This window comes from Streptomyces sp. NPDC008079 (assembly GCF_042957385.1).
Lineage (GTDB): Bacteria > Actinomycetota > Actinomycetes > Streptomycetales > Streptomycetaceae > Actinacidiphila.
Genome location: NZ_JBIBIC010000011.1, coordinates 86,359 through 110,071, shown reverse-complemented (window position 1 = coordinate 110,071; position 23,713 = coordinate 86,359). Strand labels below are relative to the sequence as shown.

Below are 23,713 nucleotides of genomic sequence, written 5' to 3'. Positions count from 1 at the left end.
GGAGGGGTGCGTGTGCGGCGCGGGAGGGGTCTGTATAAGAATGCCGATCTACGTATAGACTTCCAGTCTTGTTCGTCCCGCACCCCGACCTAGGAGTCCCCGCATGGCCGTCGACCTCAAGGGCCGCCACTTCCTCAAGGAGCTGGACTTCACGCCCGAGGAGTTCCGCCACCTGGTGGAGCTGGCCGCGGAGCTGAAGGCGGCGAAGAAGGCGGGCACGGAGGAGCAGCGGCTGCGCGGCCGTAACATCGCGCTGGTCTTCGAGAAGACCTCCACCCGTACCCGGTGCTCCTTCGAGGTCGCCGCCGCCGACCAGGGCGCGTCCACCACCTACCTCGACCCGTCCGGCTCGCAGATCGGACACAAGGAGTCGGTCAAGGACACCGCCCGCGTGCTGGGCCGGATGTTCGACGGCATCGAGTACCGGGGCAGCGGCCAGGACGTCGTCGAGGAGCTGGCCGCCCACGCGGGCGTCCCCGTGTGGAACGGCCTCACCGACGACTGGCACCCCACCCAGATGCTCGCCGACGTCCTCACCATGACCGAGCACAGCGCGAAGCCGCTCACCGGCATCGCATACGCCTACCTCGGCGACGCCCGCTCCAACATGGGCAATTCGCTGCTGGTCACGGGCGCGCTGCTGGGCATGGACGTACGTGTCGCCGCGCCCGCCACCCTGTGGCCGCGGGAGTCCGTGGTCGCCGAGGCCCGCCGCCTCGCCGAGGTCTCCGGCGCCCGCCTCACCCTCACCGAGGACGTCACCGAGGCCGTGCGCGGCGCCGACTTCGTCCACACCGACGTGTGGGTGTCGATGGGCGAGCCGAAGGAGGTCTGGGACGAGCGGATCGCGCTGCTCGCGCCGTACGCCGTCACCGCCGACGTGCTCGCCGCCACCGGCAACCCGGACGTGCGCTTCATGCACTGCCTGCCCGCGTACCACGACCTGGGCACCGCGATCGGCCGCGAGATCCACCAGCGCACCGGGCTGACCTCGCTGGAGGTCACCGACGAGGTCTTCGAATCCGACCGGTCGGTCGTCTTCGACCAGGCGGAGAACCGTATGCACACCATCAAGGCGGTCCTGGTGGCGACGCTGGCCTGAGCCCGGTGCCGCCTCGGTCCTGAGGCCAGGCCCGGCCGCCCCGGCGGTCAGTGCAGGGTGAACCAGACGGCCTTGCCGGTGCCGGTCAGCCGGCAGCCGGAGTCGGCGCTCAGCGCGCGGATCAGGATCAGGCCGCGGCCGTGCTCGGCCAGCTCGTCGTGGCACGGGGGGTCGGGCTGGGCGGGGATCAGGAGATTGAGGCCGACGGGGAAGTCCAGGCCCTGGTCGTGGACCTCGACCTGGAAGCCGTGCGGAAGCAGCTCCACGAACAGCTCGATCGCGCCCGGCGGGGTGTGCTCCACGGCGTTGGCGACGACCTCGGCGGTGAGGAGCTCCGCGGTGTCGGTGTCGGGGCCGGTGTCCTGACCGAGTTCGACCAGGACGGTACGGACCATGGCGCGCGCCAGCGGGACGGCGGCGGGGGAGTGCGGCAGGTCGATCCGCCAGACCGTCGGCCGGTCGGGGAACTCGCCTGCGGTGCGGGTGGGGCTGGTCATCGCTACTCCGATCCGGACGGGGCGGGGGCTCGCTCACCCCGATGTCCTCCACCTTAGGAATCGGACAATACGGTCAGCAGAGGCGTCCGGAAGGAGGTCGTAGGGACCAAAGGCCCGCGAGCGGACGGACCTCCTGCCCGTACCCGGCCCGCGCGCCGCTCTCGTTCCGCCCGTGTCCGCGCCCCGCCTCCTCCTTGTCTCGCCCTCCTGACGACAGTCACAAACAGGTGATAACGTCGGGACGAGGAGGCCGCGCATGAGTCCGTATCCCAGCTCCGCGAGCCCCACCGGCCACTGGCGCCATCTGCGCGTCGACCGGGCCGAGGGCGTCGTCACCGTCACCTTCGACCGGCCCGAGCGGCTCAACGCACTGACCTTCGGCGCCTACGCCGACCTGCGCGACCTGCTGGCCGAGCTGGCCAGGGAGGGCGGGACCCGCGCCCTGGTCCTCGGCGGCGCGGGCCGCGGTTTCTGCTCGGGCGGCGACGTGGACGAGATCATCGGCGCCACCCTGGCCATGGGCACCGGCGAGCTGCTGGAGTTCAACCGGATGACCGGACAGGTCGTCCGGGCGATCCGCGAGGCGCCCTTCCCGGTGATCGCCGCCGTGCACGGCGTCGCCGCGGGCGCGGGCGCGGTGCTCGCCCTCGCCGCCGACTTCCGGATCGTGGAGCCCTCCGCGCGCTTCGCCTTCCTGTTCACCCGCGTCGGCCTGTCGGGCGCCGACATGGGCGCCGCGTATCTGCTGCCCCGGCTCGTCGGGCTCGGCCACGCCACCCGGCTGCTGATGCTCGGCGACAGCGTCGACGCGGCGGAGGCGGAGCGGATCGGCCTGGTCAGCCAGCCGGCACTGGAGGGCGGCGCCGACGAGACCGCCGCCGCGCTCGCCCGCAGGCTGGCGGCGGGCCCGGCGCTGGCCCACCAGCAGACCAAGGCGCTGCTCACCGCCGAGTTGGACATGCCGCTGGGCGCCGCCGTCGAAATGGACGCCGCGGCCCAGGCGTTGCTCATGACCAGCGGCGACTACGCCGAATTCCACGCCGCCTTCACCGCGAAGCGCGAGCCGACGTGGGAAGGCCACTAGCGATGCCGGGCGGTCACCGGACCGCGGGCGCCCGCCGTCCCGAGCGCGTCGCCGTCATCGGCGGCGGCCCCGGCGGCCTCTACGCCGCCGCGCTCCTCAAGCGCCTCGACCCGGACCGCACGGTCACGGTGTGGGAACGCGGCGCGCCCGAGGACACCTTCGGCTTCGGCGTCGTCTTCTCCGACGAGACCGTGGGCGGCATCGAGAACGCCGACCCGGCCGTCTACGCCGCCATGCGCGAGGAGTTCGTCCGCTGGGAAGCGATCGACATCCGGCACCGCGACCGCCTCACCCGCTCCGGCGGCCACGGTTTCGCGGCCCTCGACCGGCGCCGGCTGCTCGCGCTGCTGTACGAGCGCTGCCGCGACCTCGGCGTGGACGTCCGCGTCCGCACCCCGGCCCCCTCCGCCGACCGGCTCGCCCTCGACCACGACCTCGTGGTGGCCGCCGACGGCGCCCACAGCGCCACCCGCGCCGCGCACGCCGACGTCTTCCGCCCCCGCCTGACCACCCACGGCTGCCGCTACATCTGGCTCTCCGCCGACCTCCCGCTCGACGCCTTCCGCTTCGAGATCCTGGAGACCCCGCACGGTGTGATGCAGGCCCACGCCTACCCGTACCGGCCGGGCGCCAGCACCTTCGTCGTCGAGATGACCGAGGACGTCTGGCGGCGCGCGGGCTTCGACCGCGAGGCCGCCGAAGCCGCCGAGGGTGCTGTCGGCGCTGTCGGCGCGGAGGGCGCAGCGAACGGGTCCGATATGGAAGCCGTCACCGCCGCCACCATCGCCGCCTGCGAAAAGCTCTTCGCCCGCCTCCTCGACGGCCGCGCCCTGCACGCCAACCGCTCCCGCTGGCAGCCCTTCACCACCGTGGTCAACGAGCGCTGGCGGCACGGCCGTACGGTCCTGCTCGGCGACGCCGCCCACACCGCGCACTTCTCCATCGGCTCCGGCACCAAGCTCGCCATGGAGGACGCCCTGGCGCTCGCCGCCTCCCTGCGCGAACAGCCCGACACCGAAACGGCGTTGGCCGCCTACGAGAGCGAGCGGCGGCCGGTGGTGGAGAGCACGCAGCGGGCGGCGCTGGCCAGCCTGGAGTGGTTCGAACGGCTCGGCAGCTACGTGGACCAGCCGCCGACACAGTTCGCGTTCAATCTGCTGACCCGCAGCCGCCGCGTCACGCACGGCAATCTGCGGCTGCGCGACCGGGAGTTCACCGACCGCGTCGAGCGCGGCTTCGGGGCGCCGCCCGGCACACCGCCGATGTTCACCCCCTTCCGGCTGCGCGGCCTGACGCTGCGCAACCGCGTCGTCGTGTCACCGATGGACATGTACGTGGCGCGGGACGGCGTGCCCGGCGACTTCCACCTCGTCCACCTGGGCGCGCGGGCCCTCGGCGGGGCCGGTCTGGTGATGACCGAGATGGTCTGCGTCAGCCCGCGCGGCCGGATCACCCCCGGCTGCACCGGCCTGTGGAACGGCCAACAGGAAGCCGCCTGGCGGCGGATCACCGACTTCGTCCACCAGCAGGGCGGCGCGGGCGGGACCGGCGCGGGTGCGAGCGGCCCGGACGGAACCGGCCCGGACGAAACCGGCGCTGGTGGGACCGGCGCCGGCGGAACCGGCACCGCCATCGGCCTCCAACTCGGCCACAGCGGCCGCAAAGGCTCCACCCGCCTCATGTGGGACGGCATCGACCAGCCGCTCCCCGACGGCAACTGGCCGCTGGTCGCCCCCTCGCCGCTGCCGTACCGCGAAGGCGTCAACCAGGTGCCGCACGCCCTGCGCGCGGACGAACTCGCGCAGATCCGCGACCAGTTCGCGGCGGCGGCCGAGCGCGGCGCCCGCGCCGGTTTCGACCTGCTCGAACTGCACTGCGCCCACGGCTACTTGCTCTCCTCCTTCCTGTCCCCGCTGACCAATCACCGCACCGACCGCTACGGCGGCGACCTCGCGGGGCGGCTCCGCTTCCCGCTCGAAGTCCTGGACGCGGTACGGGAGTCGTGGCCGCCCGACCGGCCGCTGACGGTACGGATCTCCGCCACCGACTGGGCACCGGGCGGCGCCACGGGAGACGACGCCGTCGCCGTCGCCCGCGCGCTGGCCGAGCACGGCGCCGACGCCGTGGACGTCTCCACCGGCCAGGTCGTCGCCGACGAGCGGCCCGCCTTCGGCCGTTCCTACCAGACGCCGTACGCCGACCGGATCCGTAACGAGACGGGCCTGCCGGTGATCGCGGTCGGCGCCATCTCCTCCTGGGACGACGTCAATTCCCTGCTGCTCGCGGGCCGCGCCGACCTCTGCGCGCTGGCCCGCCCGCACCTGTACGACCCGCACTGGACACTGCACGCCGCCGCCGACCAGTCCTACGAGGGCCCCGGCGCGCCCTGGCCCACCCCGTACCTCGCGGGCCGCCGCCCGCCGCCCACCGGCCGTACGGACGCGCCGAAACCCCGGCTGGCGCTGGACTCCTGAGCGCAAGGGGCCGGGCTACTGGTCCGCCACGAAGCGCGCCCCCTGGTCGCGCAGCAGCACATGCAGGGCCGTGAACACCGCCGCCGAGCGGATGCCCGGCCAGTCCGCGGGCAGCAGCGCCGGGGGCAGGCCGGGGTCGGCGTACGGCAGGCGGCGCCAGGTGTCGAGCGCGCGCAGATAGTCTCCGAAGGCCCGCTCGGGCGAGCGCTCCTCGGCCCCGGCCCCGGCCTCAGCCTCGGACTCAGCCCCGGCCCCGGACTCGGCCGACCACCTCCCCAGCACCGGCTCGTGCGCCGCCAGGAACGTGTGGTGCAGCGCGGCCAGCGCGTCCAGATCCCACCAGCGCCGTACCGCCTCCTCGGTCGCGGTGAAACCGAGGTGCGCGCCGCGGAACAGGTCGACGTACGGGGCCAGTTCGAGCCGCCGCAGCACGTGCCGGGTCTCCTCGTGCAGCGCGCCGGGCGCCACCCACACACCGGGCGCGGCCGTACCGAAGCCGAGACCGGCCAGCCGGGACCGCAGCAGATGCCGCTTGTGCCGCTCGGACTCCGGCACCGAGAAGACGGCGAGCAGCCAGTCCTCCGGGTCGGGATCGGGCGCGGCGCCGACCCCGTAGATCCGCCCGTCGCCGTCCGCGAGCAGCAGCCGCGCGTCGTCGGACAGCGCGTACGCGGCGGCCCCGCCGACCCGGTCGGGCACGAGGAGGCCGCGCCGCTTGAGCCGGGAGACCGCGGACCGGACCGACGGCGGGTCCACGCCCACCGCCCCCATCAGCCGGATGAGCGCGGCCACCGGCACCCGGCCCGCCAACTCCGCGCGCCCGTAGGCACCGTAGAAGGTGAGGATCAGGGAACTCGGTGTGTGCTGCTCGGTCACATGATCACCCTAGGGCGTCTCAGTCCAGGTCGCGCAGCCGGAAGCGCTGGAGCTTGCCGGTGGGCGTACGGGGGAGCGCGGGCACGAAACGGATCTCGCGCGGCGCCTTGTACGGCACGATCACACTCTTGGCGAAGTCCCGCAGCGCGCCCGCCGCCCGGTCCCCGCCGTCCACGCCCTCGTGCAGGACGACGAACGCCCGGACGATCTGCCCGCGCTCCTCGTCCGGCACCCCGATCACCGCAGCCTCCCGCACGTCCGGGTGCCGCAGCAGCGCCTCCTCGACCTCGGGCCCCGCGATGTTGTACCCGGCCGAGATGATCATGTCATCGGCGCGCGCCACGTAGCGGAAGTAGCCGTCGGCGTCCCGGACGTAGGTGTCGCCGGTCAGATTCCAGCCGTCGCGTACGTACTCCGTCTGGCGTTCGTCGGCCAGATACCGGCAGCCGGTCGGTCCGCGCACCGCCAGCAGCCCCGGCTCGCCGTCCGGCACCGGCCGCAGGCGCTCGTCCACGATCCGCGCGGTGTAGCCGGGCACCGGCAGCCCGGTCGCGCCGGGCCGGGCCGCGTCGTCGGCGGCGGAGATGAAGATGTGCAGCAGCTCCGTCGCCCCGATCCCGTTGATTAGCCGCAGTCCGGTCCGCTCGTGCCAGCCCATCCAGGTCGCGGCGGGCAGATTCTCCCCCGCGGACACGCAGCGCCGCAGCGACGAGACGTCGTACGACGGCAGGTCGCCGAGCATCGCGCGGTACGCGGTCGGCGCGGTGAACAGCACGCTGACCCGGTGCTTCTCGACCGCCGCCAGCAGCTCCTCCGGTCCGGCCCGCTCCAGCAGCAGCGAGGACGCGCCCGCGCGCAGCGGGAAGACCACCAGGCCGCCGAGTCCGAAGGTGAAGCCCAGCGGCGGGCTGCCGGTGAAGACGTCCTCGGGCACCGGGCGCAGCACCCGCGCGGAGAAGGTGTCCGCTATGGCCAGCACATCGCGGTGGAAGTGCATGCAGCCCTTGGGGTGCCCGGTCGTGCCCGAGGTGAAGGCGATCAGCGCCACGTCGTCCGCCGAGGTCGGCACCGCCTCGTACGTCTCGGCGCGCCCCTCGGCCAGCCGCAGCAGATCGTCGTCGCCGGTACCGCCGTACGGGGTGATCCGCAGCCCCGCCACGCGCGCCGCCGTCAGCTCCTCCAGATACGCGGCGTCGCACAGCGCGTGCGTGACGCGGGCGATCCGGCCCACCTCCGCCAGCTCGTGCGCGCGCTGCGCGGCCAGGACGGTGACGGCCACCGCGCCCGCCTCCAGCACGGCGAGCCAGCAGGCGACCAGCCAGGGGGTGGTCGGGCCGCGCAGCAGGACGCGGTTGCCGGGGACGACGCCCAGCTCGTCGGTGAGGACGTGCGCGATCCTGGCGGTCGTCGCGCGCAGCTCGGCGTACGTCCACTCCGAGCCGTCGGGCAGCCGGAGGCAGGGGGCGTCGGGGCGTCCGGTGGCGAGGAGTTCGGCGGCGCAGTTGAGCCGATCGGGGTAGCGGAGACCGCCGTCGGCTCCGGGGCCTTCACCGAGGGCGTCGCGGTCGTCGCGGTCGTCGCCGTCGTCGCCGTCCAGGCCGTCGAGGCGCGGCCACTGGTCGGACGGCGGAAGGTGATCGCGCGCGAAGGTGTCCACATGGGCTGACGGCAGCAGGTCCATGGCGACAGTGCCCCTCGACGAGTAAGCATCCAGCGGACGATTTCAGCGTAACGTGTTGATGACGGCAGTCAACAGGACGCGATAAAGCTGGGAGGCGGGGCGATGGAGGACGGGGTTTCCCGCGGTGCGGATTCCGACGGTCCGGCGGCCGGGGAAGGAGCCGTGGGCCGCGCCGGTGGGGGCGGCATCGGTGGGGGCGGCGGCGCCGGTGGCACCCGTGTGGCGTTCACCCTCGACCCGGCACGGGCGGCCTGGGCGGACCGGATCAGGGTGCTCGCGGCGGAACGCCTGAAACCGCTGGCCGAGGCCGGTGAGCCGGGCCGCGTCAACCGGCCGCTGCTGGCCGAACTCGGCGCGCTCGGACTCCTGGCCCGCGTCCTGCCGGGAGACGGCGCCCCGGTCTCCGCCCTCGATCTCTGTGTACTGCGGGAATCGCTGGCGCGCGAGTGCACCGAGGCCGAGACCGCCCTCGCCCTCCAGGGCCTGGGCGCCCATCCGCTGCTCACCGCGCCCGCCGTCGCCGCGCGCTGGCTGCCCGAGGTGACCTCGGGCCGGGCCGTCGCCGCCTTCGCGCTCACCGAACCGGGCGCGGGCTCCGACGCGGCGGCGCTGTCCCTGGCCGCCGAGCCGGACGGCGCGGGCCGCTGGCGGCTGACCGGCGAGAAGTGCTGGATCTCCAACGCGCCCGAGGCCGACATCCTCACCGTCTTCGCCCGGACGGCCCCCGGGCCGGGCCCCGGCGGCAGCGGCGCGCGCGGTGTCACCGCCTTCGCCGTCCCCGCTGACCGCCCCGGCCTGACCGGCGAACACCTCGACATGCTCTCGCCGCACCCCATCGGACGGCTGGTCTTCGACGGCGTCCCGGTCGGCGCCGACGACCTCCTCGGCGTGCCCGACCACGGCTTCCGTACCGCCATGGCCACCCTCGACCTCTTCCGGCCCAGCGTCGGCGCCTTCGCGGTCGGCATGGCGCAGGCCGCACTCGACGCGGCCGTCGCGCACGCGGGTGAACGCACCGCGTTCGGCGGCCCGTTGAAGGACCTCCAGGCCGTCGCGCACCCGCTCGCCGAGATGGCCACTCGCACCGAGGCCGCCCGGCTGCTGGTCCACGCGGCGGCCACCGCGTACGACACCGGCGCCGCCGACCTGACCGCCCGCGCGGCGATGGCCAAGCTCTACGCCACCGAGACCGCGCAGTACGTGGTCGACGCCGCCCTCCAGATCCACGGCGCCCGCGCACTGCGCCGCGGCCACCTGCTCGAACACCTCTACCGCGAGGTGCGCGCCCCGCGGATCTACGAGGGTGCCACCGAGGTCCAACGGACCATCATCGCCAGGGAGTTGTACCGATGAGCCTGCGCCGTATCAACCCCGCCGAACTCTCGCCGCCCACCGGCTTCTCGCACGCCGTCACCGCCACCGGCCGCAGCCTGGTGATGCTCGCGGGCCAGACCGCGCTGGACTCCTCCGGCGCGGTCGTCGGCGACGGTCTGCCCGCCCAGTTCGAGCGCGCCCTCGCCAATCTGCTGACCGCCCTGCGCGCGGCGGGCGGCACCCCGGCCGATCTCGCCCGGCTCACCGTGCACACCACCGACGTCACCGCGTATCGCGCGTGCGCCGCCGAACTGGGCCGGATCTGGCGGGAGTCGGCGGGCCGGGACTATCCGGCGATGGCGGTGATCGGGGTGGTCGGACTCTGGGACGAACAGGCCCTGGTGGAACTGGACGGCATCGCGGTGCTGCCGTAACGCCCTTCCTCGCGTAACCCCCTTCCTCGCCTAACCCCCTTCCTGGGCTGCGGACTTGGCGGCACTACGCGTCCACGCCGGTCCGATAGCTCTCGCGCGTCCACGCGCGGGCCCGGTCGGTGAGGGTGAAGCCGAGGCCGGGGCGGTCGGACAGGTGCATACGGCCGTCCCGGATCTCCAGCCGCTCGTTGAACAGCGGTTCGAGCCACTCGAAGTGCTCGACCCACGGCTCGTGCGGGTAGGCGGCGGCCAGGTGGAGATGGATCTCCATGGCGAAGTGCGGGGCGAGTTGCAGCCGGTGGTGGTCGGCCAGCGCGGCCAGCTTGAGGAACTGCGTGATCCCGCCGACGCGCGGCGCGTCCGGCTGGATGATGTCGCAGGCCCGCGCGTCGATCAGCGCCACGTGCTCCGCGACACTGGCCAGCATCTCCCCGGTGGCGATCGGCGTGTCCAGCGCGGCGGCCAGCGCGGCGTGCCCCTCCGCGTCGTACGCGTCCAGCGGCTCCTCGATCCAGGTGAGCCCGAACGACTCAAGTGCCCGCCCCAGCCGCGCCGCCGTCGGCCGGTCCCACTGCTGGTTGGCGTCCACCATCAGCGGTACGCCGTCGCCGAGATGGGCCCGTACCGCTGCGAGCCGCTTGAGGTCCTCGGCGCTGTCCGGCTGCCCCACCTTGATCTTGACGCCGCCGATCCCGCGCTCCAGCGAGGCCGTCGCGTTCTCCATCACCTGCTCGACGGGCGTGTGCAGAAAGCCGCCGGAGGTGTTGTAGCACCGCACCGAATCCCGGTGCGCGCCCAGCAGTTTGGCCAGCGGCAGCCCCGCCCGCTTCGCCTTCAGATCCCACAGCGCGATGTCGAACGCGGCGATCGCCTGCGTGGCCAGGCCACTTCGGCCCACCGAGGCGCCCGCCCACACCAGCTTCCCCCACAGCCGCCCGATGTCGTTGGGGTCCTCGCCCACCAACTCCCCGGCCACCTCCCGCGCGTGCGCGAACTGCCCCGGACCGCCGGCCCGCTTGGAGTAACCGAACCCGATCCCCTCGTGCCCGTCCTCCGTCCCGATCTCCGCGAAGAGCAGCGCGACCTCCGTCATCGCCTTCTGCACCCCCGTCAGCACCTTGGCGTCGCTCACCGGCACCGCCAGCGGCAGATAGACGGACGACAATCTGACCGACCGGATCCGGTCACCGGCGGGCGGTATCGACACCACGGAAATCCTCCCGATCACATATCTAAACGCCAAGCGCATCCCTGAACGCGCCCAGCATACGACCAGCCCCCGCTTCCCGACCCCCGATGAGTTCGACCGGCCCGCCCGGTCGTACCCGGGGTACATGAACTCCTCCAGAGAGACAGAAGCGATCGTCGGGCACACCCGACGTCCGGCGGAATCAGCCGCCGCAGCCGGGCCCGGGACCGCTGTGCCGACGGCTCCGAAGCGGACCGTCTCCGACCTGGTCACGCACGTGGGTCAGACACAGAACTGGGTCGCGAGCGCGTGTTCCGACGACGCGCTCGACGCACCGGTGTTCAACCCCGCGGGGGACGGGCGGTCCGGAACACGGTTCTGGATGTCCGGCATGCTCAACGAGGCGGTCGTCCACGGCTTCGACGCGCGGCGGCCCGAGGGGGTGGCGTGGAAGCCGGAAGCCCGGCAGGCCGATGTCACGGTGACCGGCCCGGCCCGATCGCTGCCCCTGACCCTGACCCGGCGGCTTCCCCTCGCCGACCGCGAAGCGACCGGCATCAGGATCGACGGCGAGACCGGCCTCGCCCGGCACTGGCTCGACAACACCGCCCACGTCAGCGGCTGACCGACGCCGCGACCGGCGTGAGCCGTCCGGATGCCGCCGCACCCTGCCCGGACCCGCTCAACAGCAGGTCAGACGAGGTGCGGCGGCATCCGCTTGTCAGATGTCGCCGAAGAGACCAGCGAGTGCGGTGACTGCCGCGATGAGCGGTTAATGGTCGCTGACCTGGGCGAATGACCAATCGGCTATTTCGCGTTCGTACAGCTTGATGGGGCCGGAAGTCCCAGAAAAGTCCCAGAGGGCTCCCAAGGAGACCAGGCGTTCTTTCCAGGTCATGCAGGCTATGCAGGCCGTGCTGGAGCTCAGCGGTTGAGGGCCTCTCGGGGATGACGGGGGCAGGGACAGGTCCAGGCGACTGTCGATGGTGTAGTTGGCGAGACGCGGTGAGCGCCGGATGGGGCGGTTCCCTGCGGACGCGGGCGCGACGCGGCCGGAGCGACCTGGGTGGAGCTGTCCTCGCGGGCGCCGGGGACGACCTGCAGATCGTGCGGTTTGCAAGGGCTGGCGGGTGTCGGCTGGGGTGCTGCCCGACCTCACAGCGTTCCGTTCTGCCTGGAGGCACTGTCCGGATCGCCGTTTCATACCAGGGGCAATGTGATGGTGGTGGCGGTTGACAGTGGACCGAATGGGGGGAGCGGAGACATGCGCGATTCGTTGGAGAACGTAAAACTTACGGCGGCCGTTCGGGGCTTGCGGGATCAGCTGATGGACGCTGTGAACGCCGCAGACGGCCAGCGCGTCAGGTTCGAGGTGGTCTGTAGCCGCAGCGGCTATCACCCTCATCGGCGTCTCCAGCACAATGGTCATGGGCCGATGGCAGCTTCGGGCGGGTCTCCGTGCAGCGGACGCGACCGCTCGTGCCGGATTAGCTCAAGCAGTCGCGAGATCCAGCGCCGCACTCGGCGCCGCGCGAGCACAAGGATAAATGGAGCATGCCCAGTGGCGGTGCGGTATCCAATGTGGGATCTGCGGACCCGGCAGCTGCGACACCGGCTCGGTGAAGGCTGGGTGTCCGATGTGGAGCTGGGCCTGCTGGATGGGGTTCCGGTGGCCGTCACCGCCAACAACTACACCGTGATTGTCTGGGACCTCGGCGACGGCACACCCCTTCATGAGACCCGAATGCCCCCCGCTCCCCATGCCATCGCCTTTGCCCCCGGCGGTGAGCTCGTCGTCGGCGCCGGGTACGAAGTGATCGTCCTGGAGCGCTGAAGTGCAATGGCACGTCAGCTCGGAACTTCAGGGCCGACGGCAGCGCACAGCTCGCGATGCGCAGGGCCGTCATCCGGCAATGACCGGCGAGGCATGCTGGTAGCCGGTCGGGTACGCAGGCATTGACCAGCTCCAGCGTCGTGACCGGCTCAGAAGTTCATTTCTGCAGCGTGGCACCTCGGCGACGATGCGTCAGGATCGAGCCTGCAGGGACTATCAAGGAGTAGCTCATCACGTGAAGAGTGCGCTGCTCGCAAGCCGTCACTCTTGGCGCAAAGTCCCAGAAAAGTCCCATGGACTCCGTCACGCCCCTCTGTGTTCGGCGACGGTCTGTCGGGCGACGTATTCACGGGTGCGGGCGTCGCCGGACATGCGGTAGAGGGCGGAGTTTGGTTCCCGGTCGCCACTCCGGGAGAGACGGTGGCGGTGGGTCCTGCCGCTAGACACCGGAACGGGCGCGACGCAGTAGAGCGCCGCTCTGTCCACGTCGAGGGCCATAGCTGCCGTCGGTCAACTGCAATGGAGGGGTTACATCCGTCGAGACCCTGCAATGAGTGGGCCGGGGTTCCGGATTCGGTATTGTTCCGGAACCCCGGCGTGGTTAGTTGATGGTGGCGATGTCGCTCCAGCCGGCGTTGCCGATCTGGGCGGGTGTGCCGGGTGTGCCGTCGAATTGTGTTATTCCGCCGGTGGTGTTGCCGAGTTGGTCGATGAGTTTTCCGGTGGTAGTGGTGGCGATGAGGTCGGGGACTGCGTCTCCGCTGATGTCGCCGATGCTGATGATGAGGGGGTAGTCGGCGGCGGCGTATCCGGTGCCGATCTGGGTTCTGGTGCCGAGTGTGATAATTCCGTTGGCGTCGACGGTGTTTGTGTAGGAGTAGACGAAGCCGGTGGCGTTGTTGCGGGACCACAGGGTTGCGTGGCCGCCATCACTGGGGGTGTTGCCGGGGGCGATGGCGGTGAAGGTGTCCCAGCCGCCATTGCCGACAAGCTGGGGTGCGCCGAGCTTGTTGCTGGTGGTGGTTCCGGGGAAGAACCACAGAAGGTTGTTGGTTTCGGCGGTGATGAGATCGGGGAGGCCGTCGCCGTTCATGTCGCCGGGTGCGATGAGCTGTGCGACGGCCGACCAGCCGGAGGCGTAGAGGGCACAGGTTGCGGCGTCTGCGGTGCAGGCCGGGCGGGCGACGATGCCGCGGTTGTCGTCGGAGAAGTACTGGTTGCCGTGGGCGGTGATCCCGGAGCCGTTGACGTTGTTCCCGTAGAGGTAGAGCTGGTTGTTGGTGCCCAGGGCCCACATGTCGTCGGTTTTGGTTCCGGATGCGGATCGTTGGGGGGTGGAGCGGTGGGCAATGAAGGCGTCGTTCCAAGTGCCATTTGTGTTGGGGCCGTTGGCGTTGTCGGAGGCGATGGTGGGTGGGACGTTCGCGGTGTTAGTGGGGTAGAAGCGCAGGCCGGTGGGGGAGCCGGTATAGGTGTCTTTGGTGATGGCGGCGAAGTCGCGGTATCCGTCGCCGTCAATGTCACCGGGCGTGACGCCCATGAGCGGGTTGTCGGGGACGTAGAAGCTGTAGCAGACGGCTCCTGATTCGTTGCCGGCTTTGTCGACGGCGGCGACGTTGAGGAAGTAGGTGCCCCAGCTTCTTGGGGTGATGGCGAGTTTGGTGTCGCCGAGGGCGTGGTTGCCGCCGTTGTCGGCGAGGTCGGATGCGGCGCCGAGGGTCCAGTCGAAGTGGTCGACGCCGCTGCCGGTGTCGGTGGCGGCGAGGGCGAAGTAGTCGGTGGTGCCGGCCTTGCTGACGGTGCCGCCGTCGGTGCAGGAGCCGGTGCCGGGCCCGGAGCCGTTGATGCTGACGTTGGTGGGTGCGGTGGTGTCGTACTTGAAGTGGCAGACCGCCGTGGTGGCGGAGTGGTTGATGCCGTCGTCGGAGCGTACTTGCCATCCGTAGAGATGGCCGTGGATGAGATTGCTTGCTGGGACGGCCTTCGTGGCGGTGCTGCCTGAGGTCAGCCAGGTGGTGTTGCTGTTGACCGGTGCGCCAGGGGTTCCGTTGCCCATGGAGATGATGGCGGTGGCTGGGCTGGTGCTGTCGTCCCAGAGCGCGAACTGGCCGCGGACGAGCTGGCCGTCGCTGGAGTCGGGGTCGGTGACCTTCGCGGAGAGGGTGAGATTGCCGCCGGCGGCGCCGTTGGGGATCCATCCATAGGCGTCGGAGCCGCAGCCTTGTGTGTCTCCACCGGGGCCGGTCCGCGGTGTGGGTGTGGCTTTGGTTTCGGTCGGGACGCCGGGAGTGGTGTTGTAGGTGAAGCTGAGGGTCGCGGTCTTGGCGAAGCGTTTGAAGCTGTCGCGGTCGCCGGTTCCTTCGCTGCCGACGAGTTCCAGGGTGATCATGCCGTCGGTGTCGTTGCTGACGGCCGAGGTGACATCGAAGGCGGAGTGGAACGCTCCCGCGCATCCGGTGTTGTAGGCGCCGCCGATGGGCTGGGTGTCCATCAGTGTGCCGGTGGTGCCGTAGTAGTTGTTCCAGGTTGTGCCGTCGTTGATGTGGGTGGCCATGGAGTACGCCCGCACGTCGTGGGCAGTGCAGCCGTAGCTGGCGGTGTAGGTCTCATCGACGTTGAGCGTGGCGCTGTGAACGGTTTTCGCGTCGATCCAAGTCCCCAGGAACCACTGGTAGATGCTGCGCTCGACGCCGTTGGGGGAGTCATAGCCCTGGTATCCGACGCCGATGCCACGGTTGTCGTAGTCCTCGTTGGACTTCCAGTTGGACGTCCCGGGGTGGCCCTGCTGGATGTAGGTGTAGTCGCCGGTCTTTTGTGATCCGGGAACCCAGGTGGGCGTGTAGCCGGGGTCGATGAACACTGGGTAGGTGGTGCCGGCACCGGTGAGCAGGTCCGGGTCGGGTGTGAGTTGCAGGTCGCAGCCGTCCACCGCGACTGTCACGGGCGCGACCTGTGCGCCGGGCGCAGGACCGGCTGCCTCTGAAGCCGTATCGTCGGCCGGTCCGGCCGTTGCCGTGGCGGCCTTCGAGGCAGCGGGTGCGGAAGCGGTGGTGGAGTCCCACATCTCGGGCGCCGGCGCGTGGAAGATCAGGGTTCCCGAGCTGTCGGTTGCGGAGATGTTCCCGGCGCTGTCGGTGCTGAGCGTCACGTTCGTGCTGTCCGTGGCCAGGTGCAAGGTGCTCAGCGCAGGGTTCTGCGCGGCTTCGGCGGTTTTGACGATGATGGTGTCGCTGAATCCGCCCTGGTCGTTGGCCTGCACGGACAGGTCGACGCCGGGCAGTACCTCGGCGTAGAGCGCGGTGGATCCGGTCACGGTCGGTGCGGGCAGTGCGGTGGGCCAGGTGAATGAGAGTTTCTTGCCTGCGTCGTCCATTGTTGCCAGGGGTGCGGTGCCGCCCCCGGAGAGCGTCAGGGTTGCGGTGGTGGCGGTTGTCCCGTACGTCCCGTCGGCGTTGTGATGGAGCGTCGGGTCGAGCTGAACCCAGGAACCCTCCTGCTGCATGCGCTGCGGTGACGCGCTGACGTTCTGGGTGAACGTGCCGTCGGGCTGCGCGGTCAGGGTGGAAAAGGCGTCGGTTGCGTAGTCCACCTGTACCGGTCGTCCGCTGGCACGAGCCTGGTCCGCGGCAGCGATCTCCGCCGATTGCAGCGGCCCCGGAGAAGCGGCCGGAGGCGAATCGTCGGCCTGCGCGGGAACTGCCAGCGTCAATAGGGAGGCGAGAATTCCGCTTACCGCGGCGATTCCCGTCAACCGGAGACGGCGTCTGCCGCGCACGTAAGTGATGGTCACAGGTTCCACTTTCGAGTAGGTCGGACAAGGCGGAGCCTGGACGCTAGTTGGGGGATACATCAGGCCACAAGGCGCTTTTTCTTTCTTCCTTGAGGCGGCCCGCCTGTTGGTTTTCGGTTCTCCCGGGGTTCACATGCGGGCCCCAGCGGCTTCTGGAGAGATCGTCCCGGCAAAGAATTTTCGCCGTCATGGGAATTCTTTTAGCGAATCATGACTCCATGGTTGGGTCGGTACGTCTAGGTTCAGCGGGTCATTGGGGAGTTCCGTGCGTGCCGCACGGATGTGGGGGGAAGTTGATGCACCGTCATCAGCGCGCTGCCGCGCGCCTGAAGCTGCTTTCGTGCGCCGCCGTGCTCTCGGTCACCTCTGCCCTGCTGAGCGCGGCCGGTGCAGTGGCGGACCCCACGCCTCCGCCACTGTGGTCACCCGGACCTTTGCCGTTCCAGCCCTCGGTGTCGGTCACCGACGCAACAGCGCAATCCGGTCCGACGAAGCAGCCCGCCGCCCTGCGCGCCGCGCAAAACGCCAGGCCGACGAAGAGCTCGGCACCTTCACCGGTGCGGTGGCCGGCAGCAACCTCCGCGGATGTCTCCCTCGCACAGGGCCGGCCAACCAGACCATCGGCGCTGACGCCGGCACGAATCCGCGCTCTCACCGCGGGACCGCTGAAAGCCCCTCAGCTCGCCGTCCGCACACCGGTCAAGGCTGCCGGTGTGCCGGTATACGTTGGGCCCGCCGGCGCCCTGGGTATGAAGGTGCTGCCCGCGACGGCCGCGACTCGCGCGGCCATCAAGGCGAACAGTTCGGCTGCGGTTCCTCAGGCCGTGCACACTGCGCTCGCCTCGCATGCGGTTGCCCAACGCGCCGGGGTGAACGGGCTGCTGGTGTCGCTGTCACGTACCGACGCCAGCTCGGCCACCGAGCGGGTCTCCGTCGGACTGGACTACTCGGGGATCAAGGACGCCTTCGGCGCCGGATACGGCGACCGGCTGCGGCTCTCGACGTACCCCGCGTGTCTCCTGACGACACCGCAGGTTGCCGCGTGCCGCGTCGGAACGCCGGTCACGGCTTCCGTCAACGACACCGCGCACGACCGCCTGGTCGCCGATGTCACCCTCCCCGCGACCACCGACCCCACCGCACTTCCGGATGCGGCCGGCGTGGTGACGACCGCGCAGGTACGCAGCGCGACGTCCGCGGTGGTTCTCCTCGGAGCGACGGCAGACACATCCGGATCTTCCGGAAGCTTCAAGGCGTCGCCATTGTCGTCGTCCTCGAAGTGGGGCAGCTCAGGGGCCACGGGTGCCTTCACGTACTCGTATCCGATCGCAGTCCCTCCTGCGCTGGGCGGGACTGCGCCCAATCTGGCGCTGACGTACAACTCGCAGGATGCGGACGGCCGTACGTCCCAGACCAACAACCAGGGTTCGTGGGTTGGTGATTCGTGGACCTTGTGGCCGGGGTCGGTGAGCCGTTCGTACCGGACGTGTGCCGATGACGGTCAGGGCGCGACGGATCAGGAGCAGTGCTGGGCGGGTGACAACGCGACCCTGACCCTCAATGGTGCCAGCCATGAACTGGTCCACGACGGTAGTACGTGGCGGCTGGCCGATGACGACGGCTCGGTGATCAAGGAGGTGACGGGTGCGTCCAACGGTCTCAACGGTGGTGTGTACTGGCAGCTCACCGACCGGTCCGGCACTACGTATCTCTTCGGCGCCGACCACCTGCCCACCGCGCAGGGCGGCACCGGCTCGGATGCCTCGACCAACAGCGCCTGGGGCGCCCCGGTATACGGCAACAACGACAGTGAGCCGTGTCACGGGAGCACGCTGGACGCGTCGTGGTGCACGCAGGGCTGGCAGTGGAATCTCGATTTCAGCATCGACGCGCACAAGAACATCACCGTTTATCACTACGCGGCCGAGACCAATTACTACGGGCGGGGCAGCGCTCACACGCCGACCGCCTACACACGCGGTGGTGCTCTGACGTCGGTCACCTACGGGCAGAACGTCGCCGACTACAAGGCCGGCCACAACCCGGCGGCGAACGTCACCTTCACCCGTGCGGCTGACGGCCGGTGTGATGCGACCGGGTTCACCTGCACGGGCGCCACATTGTCGACCGCGAATGCCTCGCACTGGCCGGACGTTCCGTACGACCAGAACTGTGGCTCCTCCTCGTGCTCGAACTACGCGCCGTCGTTCTGGACCAATGACCGGCTGACCGGGATCTCGACCCAGGTGTGGGACACCAGCCTGACCACCCCCGGCTACCGCACGGTCGACACCTATGCACTGGCGAACCAGGACTTTCCCGACCCGGCCGACGGGTCCACCGGTACGAACCCGCACGCTCCGACGCCGAAGGCGATGTGGCTGGACTCGGTGACGCACACCGGTGCCGACACCGGCGGTGGGGGCGCGGCGGTGCCCGAAAACCCCGTCACGTTCGTTGGGGCCTTCTACCCCAACCGAGTGGACGGGCTGATCCAGCCCGCTGTTGTTCCGCTCAACCGGAAGCGGATGACATCTATCACTACCGAGACGGGTGCCACCATCGCTGTCGCGTACAAGAACGACACGTGCAGCCGTACCAGTCCGCCGTCGGAGGACAACGACCACACCACTTGCTATCCGGTCCGGTGGCAACCGTCGGGTTACTCTGCTCCGATCCTGGACTGGTTCAACAAGTACCTCGTCGGTGAGGTCGACGTTTCCGACAACCCGACCACGAGTTCGCCCGCACAGGTCACTAGATACGACTACGCCCAGGACAAGGCGGCGTGGCGCCACGACGACGACGAGATCACCGCGGCGAAGTACCGAACCTGGGACCAGTGGCGCGGCTACTCCGAGGTCACCACCCGCACCGGCGCCGGCCCCGACCCGATCAGCGAGTCGACCTCCTGGTACCTGCAGGGCATGGACGGCGACCTCAACGCCAACGGGAGCCACAAGACCGTATCGGTCAGCCCCGCTCGCGGCGGCACCATCACCGACCGCGACGCCTGGTCTGGGCTGAGTTATCAGACCGAGACGTACGACCACGACGGCGGCGACGCTCGCAAGCGCACCATCACGATCCCCTGGATCTCACCATCCACCGCCACCCATACCCGTTTGGACAACCTTCCTGACCAGGACGCGTACTACACTGGCGCCTCCGCTGCGTATGACATGACGTGGGTGACCGGAACGAATTGGCGCACCGCGGGAACCTTCGTCACCTACGACGACGCCACTGGTCTAGCGATGTCTGTAGATGACCGTGGTGAGGTCAGTAGTTCCAACGAGGTTGTAACGCCCAGTGGCACGCCGGAGAAGTGCTCCCGAGCCACCTACGCCACCACACCCACAGGAGGGGCAACTGGGCTGCCCGCCGAGGTCGTGACCGTCGCTGGCGACTGCAATACCACGGTCAATGCTGCACACGGACTGTCGGACGTGAGAACATATTACGATAACTCCACGACCCTTGGGCAAGTGCCGGGCGCCGGGGACGTCACGTCGACGACGAGCCTGAAGGACTTCAGCGGTGCCGGCGGCACAGCTCATTGGACGACCCCTTCGAAGATTGTCTACGACAGTTACGGCCGCGTGATGTCGGCAACTGATGCCCTGAGCCGTACAACGTCCACGGACTATCTGCCGGTGGGCTCCATAGCTCTACCTACGTCAACGAAGGCCACCAACTCCAAGGGTTGGACCACAACTACCACTATTGATGTCGCCCGTGGCCTCGCGTTGTCGACTCTGGACGCGAACAAGCAGGTGACCAGTCAGATCTACGATGGCCTTGGTCGGTTGGTGAAGGTTTGGTCGCCCACTCATTCGAAGTCCGCGAATTATTCGACGCCCGATGTGCAGTACACGTACAAGGTGTCGGCGACGGGTCCGTCGTGGGTGGAGACGCGGACGCTGCGTGAGGATCTGAGTTACAAGGTTGACTACAAAATCTACGACTCTTTGCTGCAGCAGCGTGAGGAGCAGACGATCACCGCGGACGACACCGCTGGAGCCCGTTTGATCTCGGCGAGTTTCTACGACTCCCAGGGCCGAGTCGTGGCGTCGGATGCGGCGTTCTTCAACGACAAGAGCGATCCCACGGGGACGTTCGTGCTCCCGGTCGATGCCGAAGTGCCGAACGAGACCGTCACCCATTTCGATGGGATGGGCCGTCCCATCAGCTCGGTCGTGGAGTACAACGCCGTCGCGCAGGCGACGACGACCACCAGCTACCCGTCCGGCAATGAAACGGATGTCACGCCGCCGGCCGGGGCGACTCCGACGGCGACGGTCACCGATGCCCGCGGGCAGTCGGTCGAGTTGCGCCAGTTCCACGGCAGCACCCCGACCGGCAGCTTCGACGCGACCCACTACGGCTACGACGCCGCCGGGCGCCAGACCTCGCTGGCCGACTCCTCGGGCAACACCTGGACCACGGCTTACGACCAGCTTGGCGACAAGGTCAAGTCCACCGACCCCGACACCGGCACCACGGTCAACACTTACAACGACGACAAGGAACTCACCGAGACCACCGACGCCCGGCACACGCCCAGCGGAGGTGTCACCACCAGCTACGACAGCCTCGGCCGCGCCACCGACACCTACGCGATACCAGCGGCCGGTGGCACGGCCGTGCATCTGACGCACACCGCCTACGACCCGACCGGGGCGCTGGGCCAAGTCTCCGCGGACACCAGCTACGACAGTGCCGGGCGTGCCTGGACCAACACGGTCACCGGCTACACCGCCGACTACCTTCCCACCGGATCCACCACGACGATCCCGGCCGGTGCGGTCGGCAATACCGCAGCCATCAGCTACACGACCGGCATCACCTACGAGCCGGTCACCCGGAACGTGGACACCACCTCACTGCCTGCGGCGGGTCCGATGGCGGCGGAGTCTGTCAGCTACGGCTACGACGACAACGGTCTGACGCTCGCCTCCGGAGGTAAGGAAACCTACCTGGCGTGGATGGAGTACACCCATCTCGGCCAGCCGCTGCGGGCCCACATGGGCGTCACCCCTACCCAGGTCGATGAGACCTACAACTGGGAAGCCTCCACCGGGCGGCTGCTGAACACCGCGCTGGACATGCAGACCGGGGACACACCGGTCGACACCACCGCCTACACCTACGACCCGGCCGGGCAGATCACGTCCATCAGCGACATGCAGGACAGCGGTGGCACTGCGAAGACCGACACACAGTGTTTCGCCTACGACTACCTGCAGCGTCTGACGCAGGCGTGGACCGACACCGGCGGGACGACGACCGCACCGCTGCCGTCGATCATGGGTGAGGGCGGCTGCACCCACACCGCGCCCAGCACCGCCAACCTCGGCGGTCCGGACCCGTACTGGCAGTCCTTCGGCTACGACGCCACCGGCAACCGCACGACCGAGACCGACCACTCGACCACCGGTGACACCGGCCAGGACGCCACCACCACCGAGACCTACCCCGCGCCCGGTGCCGCCCACCCGCACGCTGTCACCAGGACCACGGTCGTCGGTGACGGCGGCGGGCAGCAGGACTTCACCTACGACCCGGCCGGCAACACCACCGAGATCGAGCTGGCTACCGCCAACAAAACCCTTGCCTCCGGCGCCACCCTCGCCTCCGGCAACAGCATGGTCACCAACACCATCCGCCTGACCATGCAGAGCGACGGCAACCTGGTGATGTACGCCCGCAGGTCCGGTCAGGCCGTGTGGTCCAGCAACACCCCAGGCAACGCCGGCGCCGTCCTGACGATGGGCACCGACGGCAACCTCACCGTCCACACCACCAGCGGCACCACCCTGTGGTCCAGCGCCACCACCGGGACCGGCGACCATGCCCGGCTGGACGACGACGGCCAGCTCCTCGTCCTCAACGCCGCCGGAACCTCGGTGTGGAAGACCCCGACCTGGACCGCGGACCGCGCCGCCGACGACCTGAAGTTCGCCTACGACGACAACGGCCGACTGGCAACCACCACCCAGTCGACCACCACCACGACCTACCACTACGACGCCGCAGGCAACCTCCTCACCCGCACCGACAACGGCATCACCACGGTCTTCCTCGGCGCCGATCAGCTCACCCTCAACTCCTCCGGCACTGCCACCGCCGACACCCGCTACTACACCGTCGCCGGAGCCCCCACCGCGGTCCGCACCGCCACTACCGGGACGACGACCACAAAGCTGCACTTCCAGGCATCGGATCCCCACGGCACACCCACCACGGACATCACTGCCGACAACACCTCGGTCACCCGCCGCGCCTATACCCCCTTCGGCCAGGACCGCACCATAGGCGGCAACCCCACTACCTGGCCCGGCGATCAGGGTTACGTCGGCGGCACCCCCGACCCCATCACCGGCCTCACCAACCTCGGCGCCCGCGAATACGACCCCACCCTGGGCCGCTTCCTCAGCCCCGACCCGCTGCTGGACACCGGCCGCCCGCAGCAGTGGAATGGCTATAGCTACGCTGACAACGCTCCCAGCAATGCATCCGACCCCTCCGGTGCAATGCTCTACGATGACAATTCCGGTCTGGGATTCGGGAATGCTAAAGGAATAAAGGATTATTACAGCAAAAACTTTCCGAGCGTCAAGTATAGCAAAGAGTATCAAACTAACGTAGTGAAGGATGGCCGTGGTAATACCTACCGGATTGGCGAAGAAAAGGGAATCACCGCGGATGAAGTCAGCACGCGAAAGTATCTAAATTCTGCACTGCGGTCGGCAGGGGAATACTCTGACGGAAGCGATGCAGGAAGCGGACAGCAGTATTTGCCTGTGAACCCGATCAAGGGCTCGCGGAAAGGGAGTGGAACAGCGGACCTAGTACGGCTCACCTGGCGCAATGGGTTGCTAACAAAAGTCGACGCAGTCGACATCTATACACCCGCTACACAAAAGAATGACGTAAGCCCGATATTGCGATCAATCAAAAACAAAGAGGGCCAGGGCGATGAAGTCGTCGTAAATATGAAAAATATCAACGAAGAGCAAGTGCGTGATCTAGTGCAATCTGTCTCGAATACAAGCTTCAAACTCGATAGAGTGACCATTATTAAGGAGTCGTCTAGTTTCTACGATGAGATTTCTGATCTATCCGGATCCGCGCTAAATTCCGGCTCACCGGATCTTAATACTGGATCGATCGGTGCTCCTGCCCCCAATCCTGACCCAGTTGGAGGCAGTGACGAGGGTACTTCAGGTGGGAACTCCTACACTGGCCCCTGTCACTGCGAGGGCGCGGATGGGGGTCCAGTAGGCGGTCCCGTCGATCCTTCACGAATCATTGAAGAACTGTTGGAAGGTGGCGGAGAAGATGGCGTAGCCTGAATCCTGCAGTGCGGAGATAAAATATTCGAATGGGGAAGTAATTTGCATTACTCTGTCATTGAATTGATTCGAGAATTTGG

The 23,713-nt window shown here is 69.0% G+C and carries 14 protein-coding genes; 8 read left to right on the top strand and 6 right to left on the bottom strand.

Annotated features, from left to right (window positions below):
* The first annotated feature begins 103 nt into the window (after window positions 1–103).
* Window positions 104–1,102, top strand: coding sequence for an ornithine carbamoyltransferase (argF, locus tag ACFZAM_RS23100; RefSeq protein WP_391048835.1), 999 nt, complete (start codon window positions 104–106; stop codon window positions 1,100–1,102).
* A gap of 47 nt (window positions 1,103–1,149) precedes the next feature.
* Here the strand turns inward: argF and ACFZAM_RS23095 are convergent, their stop codons facing one another.
* Entirely contained in the window at window positions 1,150–1,599 is a 450-nt protein-coding gene (locus ACFZAM_RS23095) for an ATP-binding protein (RefSeq protein ID WP_355338580.1), read from the bottom strand.
* 256 nt (window positions 1,600–1,855) lie between these two features.
* Between ACFZAM_RS23095 and ACFZAM_RS23090 the strand changes: the two genes are divergently transcribed.
* Together ACFZAM_RS23090 and ACFZAM_RS23085 are read left to right on the top strand one after the other, a co-directional pair.
* Window positions 1,856–2,683 (top strand): enoyl-CoA hydratase family protein, encoded by an 828-nt coding sequence (locus ACFZAM_RS23090; protein WP_391048832.1) that lies wholly within the window; start codon window positions 1,856–1,858, stop codon window positions 2,681–2,683.
* Window positions 2,684–2,685: 2 nt separating this feature from the next.
* Entirely contained in the window at window positions 2,686–5,157 is a 2,472-nt protein-coding gene (locus ACFZAM_RS23085; RefSeq protein ID WP_391048829.1) for an FAD-dependent monooxygenase, read from the top strand.
* Between the two features lie 15 nt (window positions 5,158–5,172).
* Here the strand turns inward: ACFZAM_RS23085 and ACFZAM_RS23080 are convergent, their stop codons facing one another.
* Both ACFZAM_RS23080 and ACFZAM_RS23075 read right to left on the bottom strand, forming a co-directional pair.
* Window positions 5,173–6,033 (bottom strand): PaaX family transcriptional regulator C-terminal domain-containing protein, encoded by an 861-nt coding sequence (locus ACFZAM_RS23080; RefSeq protein WP_391048826.1) that lies wholly within the window; start codon window positions 6,031–6,033, stop codon window positions 5,173–5,175.
* A gap of 19 nt (window positions 6,034–6,052) precedes the next feature.
* Window positions 6,053–7,714 (bottom strand): AMP-binding protein, encoded by a 1,662-nt coding sequence (locus ACFZAM_RS23075; RefSeq protein ID WP_391048823.1) that lies wholly within the window; start codon window positions 7,712–7,714, stop codon window positions 6,053–6,055.
* 219 nt (window positions 7,715–7,933) lie between these two features.
* On the opposite strand from ACFZAM_RS23075, the gene ACFZAM_RS23070 reads away from it, so the two are divergent.
* Both ACFZAM_RS23070 and ACFZAM_RS23065 read left to right on the top strand, forming a co-directional pair.
* On the top strand, window positions 7,934–9,067 hold the full coding sequence (locus ACFZAM_RS23070; protein ID WP_391049034.1) for an acyl-CoA dehydrogenase family protein: 1,134 nt from the start codon (window positions 7,934–7,936) through the stop codon (window positions 9,065–9,067).
* Window positions 9,064–9,462, top strand: a complete 399-nt coding sequence (locus tag ACFZAM_RS23065) for a Rid family hydrolase (protein WP_391048820.1) — start codon at window positions 9,064–9,066, stop codon at window positions 9,460–9,462. Before ACFZAM_RS23070 ends, ACFZAM_RS23065 begins: the two co-directional genes overlap by 4 nt.
* A gap of 64 nt (window positions 9,463–9,526) precedes the next feature.
* On the opposite strand, the gene ACFZAM_RS23060 is transcribed toward ACFZAM_RS23065, so the two are convergent.
* On the bottom strand, window positions 9,527–10,669 hold the full coding sequence (locus tag ACFZAM_RS23060) for an enolase C-terminal domain-like protein (protein ID WP_391048818.1): 1,143 nt from the start codon (window positions 10,667–10,669) through the stop codon (window positions 9,527–9,529).
* Window positions 10,670–10,928: 259 nt separating this feature from the next.
* Here ACFZAM_RS23060 and ACFZAM_RS23055 point away from each other — a divergent pair, with 259 nt between their 5' ends.
* Window positions 10,929–11,276 carry a hypothetical protein gene (locus ACFZAM_RS23055; protein ID WP_391048815.1) on the top strand — a complete coding sequence of 116 codons (348 nt, stop codon included), beginning with the start codon at window positions 10,929–10,931 and terminating at the stop codon, window positions 11,274–11,276.
* Between the two features lie 1,005 nt (window positions 11,277–12,281).
* Entirely contained in the window at window positions 12,282–12,485 is a 204-nt protein-coding gene (locus ACFZAM_RS23050) for a hypothetical protein (RefSeq protein WP_391048812.1), read from the top strand.
* Window positions 12,486–12,788: 303 nt separating this feature from the next.
* Here ACFZAM_RS23050 and ACFZAM_RS23045 read toward each other — a convergent pair whose 3' ends face one another.
* Together ACFZAM_RS23045 and ACFZAM_RS23040 are read right to left on the bottom strand one after the other, a co-directional pair.
* The gene (locus ACFZAM_RS23045; protein WP_391048809.1) at window positions 12,789–12,983 is read right to left on the bottom strand and encodes a transposase; all 195 of its coding nucleotides are present in this window, start codon (window positions 12,981–12,983) and stop codon (window positions 12,789–12,791) included.
* 103 nt (window positions 12,984–13,086) lie between these two features.
* A complete protein-coding gene (locus ACFZAM_RS23040) occupies window positions 13,087–16,074 on the bottom strand; it encodes a hypothetical protein (RefSeq protein ID WP_391048806.1) in 2,988 nt (995 codons plus the stop codon).
* Between the two features lie 497 nt (window positions 16,075–16,571).
* Here ACFZAM_RS23040 and ACFZAM_RS23035 point away from each other — a divergent pair, with 497 nt between their 5' ends.
* Window positions 16,572–23,633 (top strand): RHS repeat-associated core domain-containing protein, encoded by a 7,062-nt coding sequence (locus ACFZAM_RS23035; protein WP_391048803.1) that lies wholly within the window; start codon window positions 16,572–16,574, stop codon window positions 23,631–23,633.
* Window positions 23,634–23,713 lie beyond the last annotated feature (80 nt).

Coding starts and splice junctions, on each gene's coding strand:
- argF (WP_391048835.1), top strand. CDS start 104: ATGGCCGTCGACCTCAAGGGCCGCCACTTCCTCAAGGAGCTGGACTTC.
- ACFZAM_RS23095 (WP_355338580.1), bottom strand. CDS start 1,599: ATGACCAGCCCCACCCGCACCGCAGGCGAGTTCCCCGACCGGCCGACG.
- ACFZAM_RS23090 (WP_391048832.1), top strand. CDS start 1,856: ATGAGTCCGTATCCCAGCTCCGCGAGCCCCACCGGCCACTGGCGCCAT.
- ACFZAM_RS23085 (WP_391048829.1), top strand. CDS start 2,686: ATGCCGGGCGGTCACCGGACCGCGGGCGCCCGCCGTCCCGAGCGCGTC.
- ACFZAM_RS23075 (WP_391048823.1), bottom strand. CDS start 7,714: ATGGACCTGCTGCCGTCAGCCCATGTGGACACCTTCGCGCGCGATCAC.
- ACFZAM_RS23065 (WP_391048820.1), top strand. CDS start 9,064: ATGAGCCTGCGCCGTATCAACCCCGCCGAACTCTCGCCGCCCACCGGC.
- ACFZAM_RS23045 (WP_391048809.1), bottom strand. CDS start 12,983: ATGGCCCTCGACGTGGACAGAGCGGCGCTCTACTGCGTCGCGCCCGTT.
- ACFZAM_RS23035 (WP_391048803.1), top strand. CDS start 16,572: ATGCACCGTCATCAGCGCGCTGCCGCGCGCCTGAAGCTGCTTTCGTGC.